Source organism: Kitasatospora sp. NPDC058063, assembly GCF_042885395.1.
In the GTDB taxonomy this organism is placed as follows: domain Bacteria; phylum Actinomycetota; class Actinomycetes; order Streptomycetales; family Streptomycetaceae; genus Kitasatospora; species Kitasatospora lactacystinica.
Map to the genome: position 1 here is coordinate 1 of NZ_JBHVSD010000056.1, position 15,174 is coordinate 15,174.

At 72.4% G+C, this 15,174-nt stretch carries 16 protein-coding genes; 10 read left to right on the forward strand and 6 right to left on the reverse strand.

Annotated features, from left to right (window positions below):
- The first annotated feature begins 595 nt into the window (after positions 1–595).
- Together ACFVUY_RS42775 and ACFVUY_RS42780 are read left to right on the forward strand one after the other, a co-directional pair.
- Positions 596–847 (forward strand): DEAD/DEAH box helicase family protein, encoded by a 252-nt coding sequence (locus ACFVUY_RS42775; protein WP_387319894.1) that lies wholly within the window; start codon positions 596–598, stop codon positions 845–847.
- A gap of 523 nt (positions 848–1,370) precedes the next feature.
- Entirely contained in the window at positions 1,371–1,559 is a 189-nt protein-coding gene (locus ACFVUY_RS42780) for a hypothetical protein (RefSeq protein ID WP_387737315.1), read from the forward strand.
- Between the two features lie 334 nt (positions 1,560–1,893).
- On the opposite strand, the gene ACFVUY_RS42785 is transcribed toward ACFVUY_RS42780, so the two are convergent.
- Positions 1,894–3,573, reverse strand: a complete 1,680-nt coding sequence (locus tag ACFVUY_RS42785; RefSeq protein WP_387737316.1) for a hypothetical protein — start codon at positions 3,571–3,573, stop codon at positions 1,894–1,896.
- 727 nt (positions 3,574–4,300) lie between these two features.
- Here ACFVUY_RS42785 and ACFVUY_RS42790 point away from each other — a divergent pair.
- Positions 4,301–4,645, forward strand: coding sequence for a hypothetical protein (locus ACFVUY_RS42790; RefSeq protein WP_387737317.1), 345 nt, complete (start codon positions 4,301–4,303; stop codon positions 4,643–4,645).
- Positions 4,646–4,652: 7 nt separating this feature from the next.
- On the opposite strand, the gene ACFVUY_RS42795 is transcribed toward ACFVUY_RS42790, so the two are convergent.
- Entirely contained in the window at positions 4,653–5,723 is a 1,071-nt protein-coding gene (locus ACFVUY_RS42795) for a hypothetical protein (protein ID WP_387737318.1), read from the reverse strand.
- Positions 5,724–6,373: 650 nt separating this feature from the next.
- Here ACFVUY_RS42795 and ACFVUY_RS42800 point away from each other — a divergent pair.
- A complete protein-coding gene (locus ACFVUY_RS42800; protein ID WP_387737319.1) occupies positions 6,374–6,967 on the forward strand; it encodes a hypothetical protein in 594 nt (197 codons plus the stop codon).
- Positions 6,968–7,228: 261 nt separating this feature from the next.
- Here the strand turns inward: ACFVUY_RS42800 and ACFVUY_RS42805 are convergent, their stop codons facing one another.
- The gene (locus ACFVUY_RS42805) at positions 7,229–7,438 is read right to left on the reverse strand and encodes a hypothetical protein (RefSeq protein ID WP_387737320.1); all 210 of its coding nucleotides are present in this window, start codon (positions 7,436–7,438) and stop codon (positions 7,229–7,231) included.
- Between the two features lie 104 nt (positions 7,439–7,542).
- On the opposite strand from ACFVUY_RS42805, the gene ACFVUY_RS42810 reads away from it, so the two are divergent.
- Positions 7,543–8,316, forward strand: coding sequence for a hypothetical protein (locus ACFVUY_RS42810; RefSeq protein WP_387737321.1), 774 nt, complete (start codon positions 7,543–7,545; stop codon positions 8,314–8,316).
- A 284-nt stretch (positions 8,317–8,600) separates the two neighbouring features.
- Here ACFVUY_RS42810 and ACFVUY_RS42815 read toward each other — a convergent pair whose 3' ends face one another.
- Positions 8,601–9,995 carry a hypothetical protein gene (locus tag ACFVUY_RS42815; RefSeq protein WP_387737322.1) on the reverse strand — a complete coding sequence of 465 codons (1,395 nt, stop codon included), beginning with the start codon at positions 9,993–9,995 and terminating at the stop codon, positions 8,601–8,603.
- A 469-nt stretch (positions 9,996–10,464) separates the two neighbouring features.
- Between ACFVUY_RS42815 and ACFVUY_RS42820 the strand changes: the two genes are divergently transcribed.
- Positions 10,465–10,959: a hypothetical protein gene (locus ACFVUY_RS42820; RefSeq protein WP_387737323.1), complete on the forward strand. Its 495-nt coding sequence runs from the start codon at positions 10,465–10,467 to the stop codon at positions 10,957–10,959.
- Here the strand turns inward: ACFVUY_RS42820 and ACFVUY_RS42825 are convergent.
- The gene (locus tag ACFVUY_RS42825) at positions 10,941–11,561 is read right to left on the reverse strand and encodes a hypothetical protein (protein ID WP_387737324.1); all 621 of its coding nucleotides are present in this window, start codon (positions 11,559–11,561) and stop codon (positions 10,941–10,943) included. The two genes, ACFVUY_RS42820 and ACFVUY_RS42825, sit on opposite strands and share 19 nt — an antisense overlap.
- A gap of 286 nt (positions 11,562–11,847) precedes the next feature.
- Between ACFVUY_RS42825 and ACFVUY_RS42830 the strand changes: the two genes are divergently transcribed.
- The 3 genes from ACFVUY_RS42830 to ACFVUY_RS42840 are packed head-to-tail and all read left to right on the forward strand — an operon-like array spanning position 11,848 to position 12,981.
- Positions 11,848–12,090: a hypothetical protein gene (locus ACFVUY_RS42830; protein WP_387737325.1), complete on the forward strand. Its 243-nt coding sequence runs from the start codon at positions 11,848–11,850 to the stop codon at positions 12,088–12,090.
- 46 nt (positions 12,091–12,136) lie between these two features.
- A complete protein-coding gene (locus ACFVUY_RS42835; protein WP_387737326.1) occupies positions 12,137–12,532 on the forward strand; it encodes a hypothetical protein in 396 nt (131 codons plus the stop codon).
- A complete protein-coding gene (locus ACFVUY_RS42840) occupies positions 12,475–12,981 on the forward strand; it encodes a hypothetical protein (RefSeq protein WP_387737327.1) in 507 nt (168 codons plus the stop codon). Before ACFVUY_RS42835 ends, ACFVUY_RS42840 begins: the two co-directional genes overlap by 58 nt.
- Positions 12,982–13,108: 127 nt before the next feature.
- Here the strand turns inward: ACFVUY_RS42840 and ACFVUY_RS42845 are convergent, their stop codons facing one another.
- Positions 13,109–14,137 (reverse strand): YaaC family protein, encoded by a 1,029-nt coding sequence (locus tag ACFVUY_RS42845; protein ID WP_387737328.1) that lies wholly within the window; start codon positions 14,135–14,137, stop codon positions 13,109–13,111.
- 147 nt (positions 14,138–14,284) lie between these two features.
- On the opposite strand from ACFVUY_RS42845, the gene ACFVUY_RS42850 reads away from it, so the two are divergent.
- The gene (locus tag ACFVUY_RS42850) at positions 14,285–14,779 is read left to right on the forward strand and encodes a DUF4145 domain-containing protein (RefSeq protein WP_387737329.1); all 495 of its coding nucleotides are present in this window, start codon (positions 14,285–14,287) and stop codon (positions 14,777–14,779) included.
- Positions 14,780–15,174 lie beyond the last annotated feature (395 nt).

The following is a 15,174-nucleotide window of genomic DNA, read 5'->3' on the forward strand; positions in this document are numbered from 1 at the left end:
GGTCCCTCCAGGCCTTCGGCCTTCCGTTTCGCGGCCGTCCTTCGGACGGCCGGCGGACCCGCTCCGCGTGTCCGTGACCTGACCTTCGGTCAGGTCGGCCCGGCTCCGCTCGGGCCTGGCACCACTCCGCTTCGCTCCATGATGCCCGGTGGGCTGATGCCCGTTCACATGGTTGAGCTGGGATTTTGATTGAACTCACGACGGGCTGACTAGGGGGAGGGGTGGGCATCGGGGGCGCGTGCGGGTCCGCTTCACTCCTCTCAGAGAGGTCTAGACCGTGGTCCAGACCGGCATTTCGACCCCGGGTGAGGTTGAGGTGCGCTACCCTCGGAGGGTGAGCAACGGTGACCAGTGTATCAGTTGGCCTCTGTCAGGAAACCTTGCCGGATGCGGGGTCCGCCCCCGGCACTTCCGGAGTTTCTCCGGTTTTTCTCCGGGCTGACTGGTAGGCTACCGAAAGCCGCCCGCACATTGGCTTTGATTCCCGTACTTTCTGGCCTCTCGGCCCGGCCGGTGAATGTATCAGAAACGCACTGTCAGCAGTTCTTGTCAGATCCCGGGTCCGGCCTGGGGCATTCGAGGGGAGAACATTTCTGTGAGCGTGGAGACTTTCCTGGCGGAGGATCAGGGGCCCGAGGAGATCACGCTTCGCCACCACCAGGTGGAGGCGCTGGAGGCGATCGTGCGGGGCCTGACGCTGCGTCCGGGGCAGAGTGCGCCGGCAGGGCTGCGGGTGACCGCGCAGATGGCCACGGGGTCGGGCAAGTCGTTCGTGGGGGCGGCGGCCGGGCAGAAGCTCGCGCCCCCGCTGCCGGCATCTCGCTGCGCGGGTACCGGGGGGCCATGACGCGGGGCCTCGCCGGTGGCGTCTTCAGTGCCTGCGGACCGGGTCACCGCCGTGTCGGAGAACAAGTCCTACGCGGATGTTGTGGGCGCTACCCGGCCGCAATGGGCTGAGGCTCTGGCGCTGGTCCAGCTTGGCCAGCCGCTGCCTCCTCCGGCATGCAGTTGGTACAGCGCGCATGTTGCACCGGGGCGTCAGGGAGACCTTCAGGTCGACAGCCTGCAGACCAAAGGTGCTCGAGAGGGGGCTCCTTCGTCAGGCGTGCAGTACGCACTGGTCGAGCCAGGCGACGTGCCGCAGGTCAACCATGTCGGATCCGGATGGTTCCGGCTTCTTCCGAGCGTCCTGAGACAAGCCGTCATAGAAGCCGGCAGCAGCCTGACCTCGCCGGATTACGGGCTTCCGAGAAAGCTCAAAAAGCTTCAGACAATCAAGTTGTTCCTTCACAGCACACCGCTCCGCCGTGACATCGTTACCCCGCGGCTGGCCAGCCCCTTGCATGATCCACTCCGCGAAGGGAAGTCCCATGACCTACGCAGTCCGCAACGACCTGCCCTCGTTCCCGGTCCGCCGGTACTGGCTGATCACGGTCGTCGTCATCATCGTGGTTGGAGCCACTCCCTGGGTCGGCCAGCCGGTGGCCACAGCCGCACTTGGCGTCCTCACAGCTGCCCTCCCCATGGCCGGCCCGGCCCGGCGCAACCGGAGGCGATGACCTGAGTCCGTGCCGTCACTGAGCCAGTGACACCACGGACGTCACGGCAGAGAACTCCTTGACTGGCACCAGCCGGACCACAGCGGCCCACTCCCCAATTGGCTGGCGCCCATCACCGGGCGGGACAACGAATTCTTCCCCGGGTTCCTGACGGGCATCGGGCTGGGTGAATTGGCCGCGCTTGCCTTTGAAGGAATCTCACCTTGGGGTTATTCCGGAACGCTCTCGGGCTGGGCTCTGAGGGTGCGGTCCGTACGGCCCATGTGGATTCTCTGTCTGCTACACCTTGCCCGATATAGCAGATAGAGAATCCACATCACGATGGTTCGGCTTTTCATAGTCGTTCTGGTATTGACCGGCCGTACGGAATTTGGGTCATGCTGTAGGAAGCGTCTCCGTTGCTTCTGGGCTTCGGCCAGTGTTGTGCGTGGAGGAGACGGACCTGCCACCAGGGGTCGTCCTCGGGCGGCCCGCTCTTCTCGGAGCGTCGCAGGGCGCGAGGAGTGGGCAGTTCCAGAATGAGCGGCCGTCCCTTGGCGGTGCGGCGCTGGTGGTCGCAGGCCGGGCACTCCAGGCGGTCCGGGTGAACCTTCTCGCCCAGCTCGTCTGGGGAGTCATGCGCGCCGCCGAGCGGACCGTGGCAGGTATGGCACGGGTGCAGGGCATCGTTATAGGCGCGGGCGGCGAGCAGCGCCTTGCGCAGCTTCGCCAGCTCGGCGTCCTGCTCGGCCTTGGCGGCCCGCTTCTGCTCGGCTTTCTCCTGGTCCTCGCGTTCTTGGCGGCGCTGGTCGATCAGGTCCCAGTCGGGTTCGTCGTTGAGGGCGTCGGTGAGGGAGTGCCAGCCGGGCCGGCCGAAGCGCCACCAGGTGGGTCCTTGCCAGCCGTGCTCGCGCAGGCGCTCGACGGTGGTGCCGAGCACGGGGATCTTGCCGTGGAAGGTGGCGTACGCGACGCCTTCCTGCTCGCCCGCCCAGCCCTGCCAGTGCTCGCTGGTGGCGTCGCGCAGGCCTTTCAGGCGCTGTGCCAGGGCCTCGGGGCTGTAACGGGGGCGGCTGCCCCTGGTGCCCTGGTCCAGGACGAACAGGACGGGCGGGCGGACGGTGCGACGGTGGCTGTAGCCGTACTCGGGCTCGGGTGCGTTGTAGCGGACCTCGACCTCCAGGCGCTCCTGGCCGCCGTCCTGGACGGTGCGGTCGAAGTAGCGCTTGTAGTTGTCGAGCTTGCCGGCGACCTTGCGCACGTCGGTCATGGTGCCCCGGTCGAGCTCCAGGAAGGCCACCGGGATGCCGATCTCGGGCAGGCGGACGATGGCGTCGGGGATGACGTTGAACTTGCCGGTGATGGTGTGGGGTGTCTCGGTGGCCCAGGCTTCGATGCCGCCGGGCAGTGGGCCGGTGGGCAGGGCGCGGCGCGGGGGTGCCTGGCGGTTGTCGGTGCGGGGCGGGGCGCCGTGGGTGGTGGTGCCGGTGACGGCGGTGATGATGAGCTCGTTGACGAGCATGGCGTGCGGGGCGCCGGTGAGGCCGGCGCCGCGGGCGTGGCCGCCCATGTCGCGGTCGTCGCCGAGTGCTTCGGCGGCGGCGGCCAAGCCGAGCGGGGTGAGGCCGACGATCTTCTCCGCTCCGGGCCCGCCCGGCTTCGGCTTGGCGCCCGTTCCCTCGGCCGGGGCGGTCTTGGGTGCGGGTCGGCGGCCCGGCGGCGAGGTGGCGCCGCGGACGTCGACCAGCTTGTGCTTCTCCAGGTCCCGGACCGCTTCGGCCGCGTGCTCGACGCGGTGGTGGGCGCGGTACTCGTCGGCGGCGATCAGGGCGTGCAGCTGCTTGTAGGTGGCGATCTTCAGCACGCCCAGCGCCGCCAGGACGTCGGCGCGCAGCGGGGCGGTCGAGCCGTTGGGGTTGCGGGCGGAGCGGCGGAAGTGCACCCGGCCGGGCCGGGCCGGCTGTTCGCCGTCGTGCCGCTCGCCCCGGCCATTGCCCCGGCCGTGGCCCTGGTCGTGCTCCTGGTCGTGGTCCATCCCTGCCCCCGGCGCTGTCGTTCGTGGTGCTGATCTTCTCTGCTGTACCGCACACCACCGACACCGGGCCGCCCCGCCCGCCCGCCCGCCGCCGGCTCCCGCTGCGCGCCGACCACCGGGAGGCGCCCGGCCGCCCCGGCCGGGAAGGGGAGGGCAGAGCGGACCTGGAGCGGGTAGGGCAGCACTGGACCCGGCGGTGAACCCGAGCCCGACCTACCCAACTGCACCACCAACCACCAACAGCTCAAAGAAGGGAAGGGAGAGGGTTGTCGGCAGCACCGGCAGGCCAGAATCTTGGGGATGACCTGGGCGGATGTCGAAACCTTGGCGAGGAGAGCCCCCCGGGGCAGCACCCGGGGACGGCCCCGGGGAGACACCCGGGGATCTGTGGCCGGCTCTTTCGCCTCGCCGGCCCGTGCGCGCGCCGTGACGGCGCTTCGGGTAACACACCGAACGCTACCCGGGGCGGGCCTGCGGGCGGTACCTCGTGCGGCCGGCTCGACACGGGCCACGGTCGGCCGGTCTTGCGCTGCGGGTTGGCCGCCGGGGTGACGAACGCGGGTCCGGCGGCGTTGGAGCGGGGGTGAGCAGTACTTCTTCGTCCCGTGCGCGGCGCGGTCTTGGGCTGGGGCCGGGCGCCGGCCGGGCTTTGGCCGCTGTGGGTGTCCCGTCGTCGCGGTCGCCGTTGCCGTGGGCCCAGGAGTCGGTCGAGGCGGATCTGCAGCGTGTGCTGGCGGAGCATCGACGGCTGGTGGCCGAGCGGTGGGAGGAGGCGTTCGAGGACCTGGACGAGGACGTCCTCGGCGAGGCCGGCCAGGAGGCCCGCCAGGACGGCCAGGCCCCGGACCCGGCCGTCAATGTCCTGGTGCGGGGTCTGGTCCGGCAACTGGAGGAGTGGAAGAAGGCCGCCACCGCGCTGGAGGAGGCGCTGGGGGCGGCGGCGCTGGGGCGGCCGTTGCCGGTGTGGGCGGCGGAGGCCCTGGCCGCCGAGCAGGGCCGGCTGTGGGGGGCGCGGCAGGCGCTGCTGGAGGCGATCGCCCGGCACCACCACGGCGGCCCCGCGCCCTGGTGAGGACCGGTCAGCGGGCGGGGGTCGGCCCGGTGGGCCGGTGGGCGCGCAGGATGGCGTCGAGTGCCAGGTTGGAGCTGGGGTGGGTCTTGGGGCGGGAGAAGTGGTCGACGAGGAGTCGGGCGGTGCCGCGCGGCTGGTAGAGGAGGGCGATCCAGCCGGCCTGGCCCCACGGTCCGTCGGGCAGGGGCGCGGTCCAGCCGACCGGCCTGCTGTGGTGGCGCAGCTGGAGGACGCCCTTTGCGTCGGGGGTTAGCCAGGAGCCGAGTTCCCAGCCGGGGCCGAAGGTGACCTCCAGGTCGTCCAGGAGGTCGGGGAAGTCGAAGCGGGTCTCGGGGTCGGTGCAGGCGGTACGCCGGGCCTGCTCGGCGATGTCGGCCGCCGATTGCCAGGCCGGTGCCTCCTCGGTGGCCACCTCGGTCGCGGGGGCCGGCTCGGTCGCGGGGACGGTCGCAGGGGCGGTCGCAGCGGGGGCCAGGGTTTCGCCCCGCGGGGCGTTTGTCTCCTCCGGGGCGGCGCTGGCGTCGTCCGGGCCGTCGAGGCCCCAGCGGTCGATCCGCTCGCGGGAGCGGGCGACGACGCGCTCGTGCGCGCTCAGGTGAGGCCAGCGGGCCTTGTCCCGGATCTCCTGTGCGGCCATGTAGGCGCGGGTGCCGTAGGCGGGCAGCACCCGGGCCAGCTCCGCGAACGCGTCGGCCGGATCGCCGGCGGCGGTCTCCTCCAGGAAGCGGGTCAGGCGGCGGCGCAGTGCGTCGGCGATGCCGAGGAGGTGCTGGCCGTCCTGGCCCAAGTGGGCGAGGGCGTCGTCGGCCTCGGCCTCGGTTGCTGTTGCGGGGGTGGGGGGTGCGGCGCTGTGTGGTGTTGCGGTGGGGCTGGGTGCGGTGTCCTCGGCTGCCGCTGCGCGGGTCTTGGCCTTGAGGCGGTCGATCTTGCTTCGGCACGAGCGCGAGCAGTACTGCTTCGGGCGTCCGGTGGGGCCCTTCGGCGCCGGGTTGGGGCAGCCGGGACGGGCGCACCGCGGGGCTTGGCCCGCGTCGTCGGCCGGCTGGTCGGTGGCGGCGGTCGGCGGGGCGCTGTCCATTCCGGGATCGTAGCCGCCGAGGTCAGCGCCCGGGTCGGGTTTCGCCCCGGCGGTCGGCGCCGGGGCGAAACCCCGGGCGGGCGGGACAAGGGGGTTCTGCAGCATGCCTGGCCAGGTTGTCCCGGGCCGTGCTGCACTCCGGGCGGAGAGTGCAGCGGGTGCAGCACGACCTGGTGCTGCACCCTGTCGGCGGCCCCGTCTGGGGCGCTGCACGGTGCAGCGCCGGACCGGCCGGGGCCGCACGGCGCCGGCCTTCGCCGCGGTCCGTCCCGCACGGCCGGGCCCGCCCTTGCGGGACTCCGCGCGCCCCTCAAGGGCCGCGTTGCGCTGCGGGGCGGACGGTGCTACGCGGGCGCAGGGCGGATGCGCAGGCGGTGCGGGCGGCCGCCCCGGGTGCCGGGTCCGGTTCTCCGGCCGGACAATACGCAGGAGCGGAGCCGGAGCGCTGGCGGCCTCGCACATGCTCTGACCTGCGGCGGGGAGTTTGGTCGGGGCGAAACTCACCGGCTTTGCGGGGCAGAACTCACCGGTTGCGGGAGAACTCACCGGTCCTGTGCGGGGTGCGGCGCGGCGTTGCGCAGACGGTGGTCGTCGCCGTGCGCGGGGTGCCGGGTGCGTGACCTCCGGTCCGCCCGTGGTGTTCACCCGGCATGAGCAACGACATCACCACTGACACGGCCGCTGACGCCTGGAAGGGCGTCTACAAGCTCCCGATGGGCGCGTTCAGCGCCTCCGACCGGGCACGGTTGCAGCTCGCCTCCCAAGCCCAGGCGGTGGCGGGGCAGGCGGCGCAGCTGGCTCTGCTCCTCGCCCACGATCCCGCCGAGGCCGGGGACTACGCGTCCGCAGTGCGTCAGGTCAGGTACTGCACCGATCTGCTCGTCGCCTGGGCGTTCACCGCCGAGGTGGTCAGGGGAACATCGTGGGAGCGGATCACCGAAAAGTACGGCTACGCCCCGGCCGGCGAGCTGGAGAAGTGGCGCGGCGAGGTCGCCACCAATGTGGAGTCCATGAACAGCAGGAGCAGGCCGACGAACTACGGAACCAAGTGCTCGTCGGTCGACCACTGGATCGCTGGCCTCCAGGAGGACTACCGACGCTTCAAGGCCAAGCCGATCGGCCCGGTCCTGGACGCGAGCGCGCCGTGGACCGGTCGGGACGCGGACCGGGCGAACCGCGCCTTCACCGCCGGCCTTCCCGCCCCTCGTGAAGCCGTTGCCGTGCTCGCCGACGCCGCTGGGTGAGCGCAGGCGGACGGTGTGGAAGAGCAGGACAACGTGCTGCGTGCCGGGGACAGCCCGGTCGGGTTGTCCCGCCCCGAGCCGGGACAACCTGGCTGTCGGCGGGTGCAGCACCGTGTTGCCCCGCTGCTGCGCCGGTCACCGGGTGCGGGGCGCGGAGGGTTCGGTGCGCAGCCGCATGCAGGCTGACCTGCGGTGGAAAGGTTGGCGGGGCGAAACTCACCGCCCTTGCGGGGCGAAACTCACCGGCTCGACTGCGGCGGACTAACCGGCCGCGGTGAAGGTGAGCCCGCCGGGACCGAGCGGCCTGCGCGCACCGGCGGCGCTCTGACGGGGGAGATCGGGCTCCGAGGACGGCGGCTCCTGGAAGAGCGAGCGCTCCACCGGGAGCAGCCGTTCGCGTTCCTCGTTCGGCGGCTGGTCGGTGGAAGGCTCGGAGAAGGGCTGCCACAGGGGGCGCCGGTCGGCGGTCATGATCACCAGTCTTCCAGCTTCGTGTGCCTCAACTACGCCGAAGCCGGAGCGCCGAAGGCCGCTGGCCCGGCACGATGGATACAGGCACGGGTGAGGAGACAGCAATGCGGACAGAGGACCTCGTGGTCGGCGAGACCTACATCGCGAGCATCCCCCAGCGGCTCCCGGAGGAGCTGCGCCGTCCGGGAGACACGCCCGAGCAGTGGCGGGCGAACATGCAGCTGCACCTGGTCCGCGGTCGGCGCGTCACGGTGACGGTGACCGGCTTCGGTGAGGAACCCAACATGGTGGTGGTCAGCCGGGACGTCCCGGCCGGGCGCGTCGCGCTGCGCCTGACCACCGAACAGGCCGCGGCCCTCGACCTCGCCGAAGGCCAGGAGTACGAGATCACCGGCATCATCACCGACGCGGACGGGCAGGCCCTCACCTTCCCCGGCACGGTCGCCCACACCATCCCGGCCCGCTGGCTGCGCCCGGCCGGCGAGCAGCTGGTGCTCCCCCCGGACACTGAGCACTTCCACCGGGCGCTGGTGTGCCGGGACGCGGACGGGATGACGCCGCCGGAGGGCGAGCAGCTGGTGCTCCCCCCGGACACTGAGCACTTCCACCGGGCGCTGGTGTGCCGGGACGCGGACGGGATGACGCCGCCGGAGATCGACCGGGCGGCGGAGAAGGCGCTGGAGCAGCTCCAGCACGTCCGGGGCCTGGCGCTGGAGGACCCGAACGTCGACCATTCGGTGCTCGCCTCCGAGGCGGACCACCGGGAGTGGCTGCGGATCGCCGAGCGGGTGCGGGCAGGCGGGCTCGCCGTCTACGACCCGCGCACCGACCCTGACGCCGTGGAGCACCCACCGCTGGTCCGGTTCCGGGAGCCCTGACGAAGGCCGGCTGTCCTTTGACAGGTGACCTTGACCGATTGACAGGCGATCTTGACCGGCGTGAGCTCCGGTTGAGCGGCATCCGACCCGCACCGCAACTTCGAGGGCCAGCAGGACAAGGGCGGCCGTATCCCCTGCCGCCCCGTCACAGTCGTGACCAGGAACGGAGTTGGCTTGCTCGTCCCGGACGGGGCCGCCCCGGGTCCGTCCGGGACGGACCCGGCCCCGCAGGCCCACCGCCGCCACCCGGCCAGGAGGCCGGGCGGCGGCGGTCGGGTGTTGGGTCAGGACGGTTCGTTCGAGGCGAGGACGCGGTCGAGATACTCCTCGCGGGCCGTCTTCTCCAGCTTGCCGTCGAGGCTCAGCGCGCTGCGCAGCGCGTCAGCGCTGACGTCAGCCGGGATCTTCAGACGGGCTTCGGCCTCGCGCTGGATCTCGCCGAGGGTGTGCTGTGCGGAGGCGGGGTGGTGACGGATGAACCAGTCCAGCATCTTGGCCACTGGCGGGACGACGGTGAGCTCGTACCAGGTCATCCTGCTTCCGTCCTTCGGCTTTCCGATTCGTGCGCTGCGCTGGACGCTGCCCGTGAATTCGTCCAGGACGGCGTGGCGGATGGTCGCGCTGAGCAGGTCGGTGGGGAGGATGCGCTTCAGGTCGGCGGCGACCTCCCAGGCCAGGTCGTCGGCGACCTCGCGCACGGAGGTCTCGTTGCGGCTGCGCAGGACCCACTGCTTGCGCCGGTCCGGGCGCTCCCACAGGGCGTCGAAGAAGTTCCGGGAGAGGCGGTCGTGCAGTTCGGCGGCGCCCGGTGACAGGTCGTGCCGGTTTCCGGCGGACAGGACCGCCGTGACGCCTTCGGCTGAGCGCCGGCGGGCTTCTGCCCAGTCCTGGGCCACGGCCCGCGACCACAGGTTGCGGCTGGCGACGGTGGCCTGGGGAAGGGGCACGCTGCTCTCGCCGCGGGTGATGTAGGCGCGCAGGGTCGAGGCGGTGATCCCGCCCAGGTCCGCCATCTCCGGGGCGCCCAGCAGTTGGTCGGCCGCGAGTTCGGGGCAGGCCAGGTTCACGACGCACGAGGACAGCTCCCGGGCTCCCTCGCGCTGCTGGTGCGCCTGGGCCCACAGGGCCAGGTGGTCGCGCCAGCTGCCGGTCAGCGGCGCATCGGGGGTGAAGCCCGCGACCTTCACCGTGTGGGCGTTGCCCGCCTCGGCGCCGCCGTCGAGGAGGTCGGCGGCGGTCAGGGTGACCGCGGCGACGACCTTGCGCCGCTCGTAGCGCTGGTGGACGGGGTGCCAGACCTGGCCCGGGCGGTACCAGGTGGTGCCGTCCCACCAGTAGCCACCGGCCCGGAAGAGCAGCTGCGGCCCCCACCACTCGGTGTGCATGGAGGAGATGTCTCCGTCGCGCATCAGCAGCACGGTGCGGCCGTGCTCGGGGTGGTGGCGCACGACCCACCCGAGATCGTGGCGGATCGGGTCGGTGGTGAACGCCAGCCACGACCCGTCCTCCCGGATCTCGTCGAAGCGGCCCCACATGCCGTCGGCGACGTTGCGCCCGACCGCCTCGATCGCCTCAGGGCCGTCGTCGAGCGGCAGGTGGGAGTCGTCCACGAAAGGCAGGTCCGGGACGGGGTGGTCGGTGCGGGTGCCGTTGGCAAGCGGACGAAGTTGGTACACCACGGTGCTGCTCCCTTGTCTCGCCAAGCGCTGTAGGTCTTGTGCAGCACTAAAAGTACACATGGCACAGCTCTAGAAAGTGCCTTGTACAGCGGAATCCGGCCACACCTGGAGGATCCTGGGCCAGCACAGTGTCGGCGGCAGCCGCCCCGAGCAGCAGAACTCGCGCGCGGCAGGACGGCTGGAACACGCGCAGCCTCAGCCCGGCGGGCCGCGGTAAAGGCAGGCCAGGGCCATGGAGGCGCCGCGCCCATGCCGGACACCGGCCGAAGCCCGCCCCGACCGGTCCGGCAACGCTGGGTCGGGCCCGGCACCGTGTTGGCGGGCGCCCGGCCGGCCGGCGACACGGCGGGAGCGGGCCACCGTCGTGACCTGGGATGGAACGGCTCGACGGGGCGAAAGGCGGCACCTTGGCGAGGCGAAACCCGTCGCCTTGCCCGTGACCTCGGCGGCCCGGGCGAGTTCACCGGCCATGACGAACGTGACCGTCCAGGCGGACGAGGTGGACCTCAGGGACGAGGACCAGGAGCAGCGGCACGTGGTGAACGGGCTGCTCGCCGAGGCGGGCGAGGCGGGCCGGCGGGCGGCGGGGTGGGTGCGCGATCTCGCCGGCCGGCAGGCGGAGGAGGCGCATCGCACGGTGCTGGGGCGGGCGGCCGACGCGGTCGAACAGGCCTGCGGGCGGGAGGTCGTGCCGGGCGGGGAGGGGCAGCTGGACGAGGAGCTGGCCTACGATCTCGGCGCCGGTGTCGTGACTGGCAGTCCGCTCGCCGACGGGCTGCCCGAGCTGGCGGCCGGTGAGCGGGTCGCGCTGGCGGCGGTGTGCGCGCTGGCGGCGGCGATGCCCTTGGCGGTGCTCGGCGATCTGGAGCGCGAGCTGCCCGTCCTGGCCGCCACGATGGACGCCGCCGTCGAGGCCGGCCGCGCCGCCGCCCCCGGCCCGGCGGTTCAGCGTCCGGCGCCCTGAAGGACGCTGGCTTCGGCGGGGGCCGGGCCGGTTCGGTCGGGGGGCGGGCAGACGCGGGCCTCCAGCCGCTCCAGCTGGTGCGCGCTGTCCTGGCACTCGGCGGCGTCTTCGCCGAGGCCTCGCTCGTCCAGCTCGCGGCCGAGCGCGAGGACGCCGTCGCGCAGGCGCAGCAGCGCGCCGCTTGTGCGGGCTGGCTCGCGGGCCGGGGCGGGGTTCTTCTTGGCCGCGGGGAAGGCCTTGGTGTCGAGGTGGTCGACCGCGTCCTGGACGAGCTCCCAGGCGTCCAGCAGGAGGCTCTGCTGGGTGCTGAGCATGGGGAGCAGGGTGACGGGGGTGCCGTCGGCGTTGTGGCTGACCGCGCCGTCGATCCCGAGGGCGGTGCTCCCGTGAACGGTGGCCAGGGTCTGGACGGTGGTCAGCAGCATGTCGGCGGCGTCGCGCAGGGCGGTACGCGCCCGCCGGGCCTTACGCCCCTGCGGGGTGTCCTCCTTCTCTGCCGCCAGCAGGGCCAGCGCCTCGTCGCCGAGCTGGTCGTGGGCCGCCAGCAGCGCGGTCACGGCTTCGGCGAGATGGCTCCCGCGGGTGGTCTGCTGGTCGGTCACCGGACTCCTTCGCTCTTCGCTGTCTCAGGTCTGGGCGCGTTTCGCTGTGACCTGGGGAAATGGGCTGAGACTGTCCCAGCAAACCGGACACAGCAGGCGCGCTGGGACAGTGCTTGGGACAGGGGTGTCCCAAGCACTGTCCCAGCCCCCGGGTGGCCGGGGCCGGCCCGCTGCTGGCGACGGTATCCGCCCGCGCGGCGGCCTGTGGGCCGTTCCGGTCGACCTCACCCCGCTGGCGCGGGCACGGCGCCGCCGGTCGCACGGGCGTGCGACCTAGGATGGCCGGATGTCCGACTCCTCCGGTTTCCCCGAAGACCTGCTCGCCCTCCAGCGCCGCTGGTACGCCGCCGAGGCCGCCTGGGCCGCCTGGGCCGCCGACCCGACCGAGGAGAACCGGGCCGCGTTCACCGAGGTCGGCGCCGAGCTGCACGCCCACACGCACTGGGCCGAGGCCGGCAACCGGCACGAGGCCCTCATGCGGTTGAAGCGGGCCGCGCTTCCGGATGCCGCGCAGGAGCCGGCGGCCTGACTCTCGCGGCCTGGTTCCGGCGTCCGGTCCGGGAAAGGGGTCGGGTATGGGCGAGCGCAGCGACCGGAGCCGGGAGCCCGTCGGCCCGGCTTCGCAGGCCGAGGCCCGGCGGCTGACCGGGGAGCTGCGGGATGCGATCGAGGAGGTCCGCTCCGCTGTCCTGGTCCTGGCCGCGCGGGTGCGCGCCGCGCACCGGGCGCGGGTGTGGACCGCGCTCGGGTACAGCGGGTGGGCCGCGTACGCGGGCGCCGAGTTCGGGGTGAGCCGCTCGACCGCCTACCGGCTGCTCGACCTGGCGGCCGCGGCCGAGGCGATCGAGGACGCCGTCGCCCGCCAGGTGGGCCCGAACTGTCCCACGCGTGGGACATCGGCCTGGTGCTGCCCGTGCGTGCGGTCGTCGAGCTCAAGGGCCGAGGCCAGATCGCGGAGCTCACCGACCTGATCGCCGAGCGCCTGGCCGACGCCCAGGCAGAGGCCGACGGCGCACCGCTGAAGCCCAGCCTGATCGGTGAGATCGTCGCCGGCGCCGTCGCCGAACTGCGCGAGCGGCCGGACGTGCCGGTCGCTGAGCTCGCCGTCTCCGGCGGGCCGGACGGGTACGACGCCGAACAGTGGCGGCGCCACGTCACCACCGGCCGGACCCTGGTCGCCGAGCAGCAGCGCAGCGACCGGTCGCTGGGAGAGGTCGCCCTGCGCCTCGCGCCCGCGCACCTCTCCGACCGCAGCGCCCTGCCCGTCCTCGCGGTCTACGCCGACGACGTCGGGGAGGACCCGGAGCTGTTCCTGGCGTGCCGCCGGTACGTCATCACCGGCGACTGGCGCGCCGTCGATGACGACTACCGCGCTCGGCGGGCCCGCGACTTCCTCGCCCGGCACGGCGACGAACGGTGAGCGCGACGAATAGCTCCGGCGGCCGGGTCCCGGGTACGGGCCGGTGCGCACGGTGGCGCCGGGACGCCGAGCCCTCGCGGATGCCTGGTCGGCGCCGTCACGCTCCACGGGCGTGCTGGTGCTTTGGTCAGGCGGCCACCTCGTCGAGGGTCTCGGCGATCACGATCGGCAGCACGCTGCGGGCCTCGGCCAGGAGCCGTTCGATCGGCACCGCATACGCGCTCTTGTCGACGTCGATGTGGCGGGCCCACTGCGCCGGCTGGTAGCGGGCGAGGTCGGACAGCACGTGCATGACCGCCCACCAGGCCATCAGCGGGTGCATGCCGTGGGTCGATCCCCCGACCGCCGGGGTGAAGTACCAGTTGCCGTCATGACGTCGGGTCACCGGTCGCAGCCGGTCGAGGTACTGGTCCAGGGTGAGGAAGCCGCCGTCCGGCGCCCGGAGGTCCAGCGCCACCGACCCGGACCCGTCCGCTTCCCGCTCGTAACGCCGGTCCAGGCGCTCCTCACCGTCGCGGTACCACCAGGTGGCACCAGAGCTGCGGGCACCGGGGAAACGGGCAAGGTACTCCGCGAGCGCGGCGTCCCGGTCGGATGCATCGAGAACTCGGGCGGGGAGGCCTCCGACACGGATTCCTCCGTGGAGATGCCGCACCGGATGCAGGTGGTGGTCGATGAGGATCGGCACCACCCGCTCCGTACCGGCTCCGGAGAGCGGAATCCCCCTGCTGACCGGCAGGCAGTCCCACAGCTCGGCGAAGGTCACCTCCTGGCCGGCCCACAGCGGCGACCGGAGCAGGCCGGAAAGGCGGACGAAGCTTCCCTTGGACGTGGTGATTGACGGGACCGCCGGCAGGTCTCTCTCCATCACCTTCGTCTGGATTCCGTGCCCGTTGAGCATCCACGTGTCCCCCTTCAGGTCCCGCGCGGCCGCCGCGATCGCCCGTCCGGCCTGACTCAGGCCGTAGAACAGCTGCAGCGGCTGCGTCGCCGTTCCCACCGCGTCCGCAGCACGGAAGAACTGCTCCGCCTGTTCCAACGCCGTACTGAAGGTCTCGCGCCGCCACGGCCCCGGGTCGCTCGCCCGTCCGGGCGGCGCGGAACGGGCCCCGCGCAGCGCGTTCCACGCGTCCTGGGAAGAGGTGTAGGTGACCATGGCCGGACGCTACCGGCCCGCGACCGTCCGGAGAAACGAGTATCGACGGCGTCTGGCACCGCAGGCGGCCCGTCGAGCAGCCGACGGTGCGCACGGGAAGGCGCAAATCGGTGGCGCCACCGGCACACCGAACACAAGACTGCGCAGATGAATAGCCTGCCGCCGCTTCCCGGACCGCTTCCCTGGCCCGTCCCGGACCCGCGTGCCCACCACTTCGTGAACCACTACTCGGACATGCACGCCCTGGTCGCCGAACTGGTCCTGCCCGAGCACGCGCCCGCCTACGTGGTCAGCGTGCTGGAGACCTCCCGCGAACTGATCCGGCACTCGTACTACCGGTACGAGTTCACCACCGTCGCCGTCGCGTACTCGCTGTTCGCCCTGGAACGCGCCCTGGCCGAGCACCTCGGTGCAAAGAAGAAGACGTTGCAACAGCTCATCGAGCAGGCCGCCGCCACCGGCGTCATCACCGCCGACCTCGCCGACCGGCTCGACGCCGGCCGGCCGCTGCGCAACAGGTTCGCCCACGGCGATCTGACTGGCAGCGCTCTTACCCCGGCCATGGCCGTGGCCATGGTGCGCGTCGCCTTCGACACCGCCGGGCTGCTGTTCCCCGCCCCAGCCGTCGCCACGCAGGCCTGACGGGGTCACATCGTCACGAGGTCGTGGCCGAGCGGGCGAAGACGCAGGCGGCCGGGTCCCGGGGAGACAGGGGGTGGTCCGCGGGGCCCGGCCGGTGGGAGGCCAGCAGCGCCGGGGTGGCATGGCGCGGCTGCTCTGCTCGGCGGCCCGGTGGTGCTGTGGTGGGGCCGCCGTGGCGGGAATGCTAGACCCGCCGATCGGCCGGTGAACAGGGGTTTGACCTGCGATCTTTCGGCCGCGAACATGCCATCTCGGGCCCAGGTGTCCGGGCGCGGCGGGACCCGGGCGAGGCAGCCTCGGTTGGCTTTATACGTGGTTCGTGAGAGCACCTGTCGCTGAGCGGCGAGAGCACCCCGTGCCACGGAAGAGTGATGTCGCCGGGTTTTGAGAACACC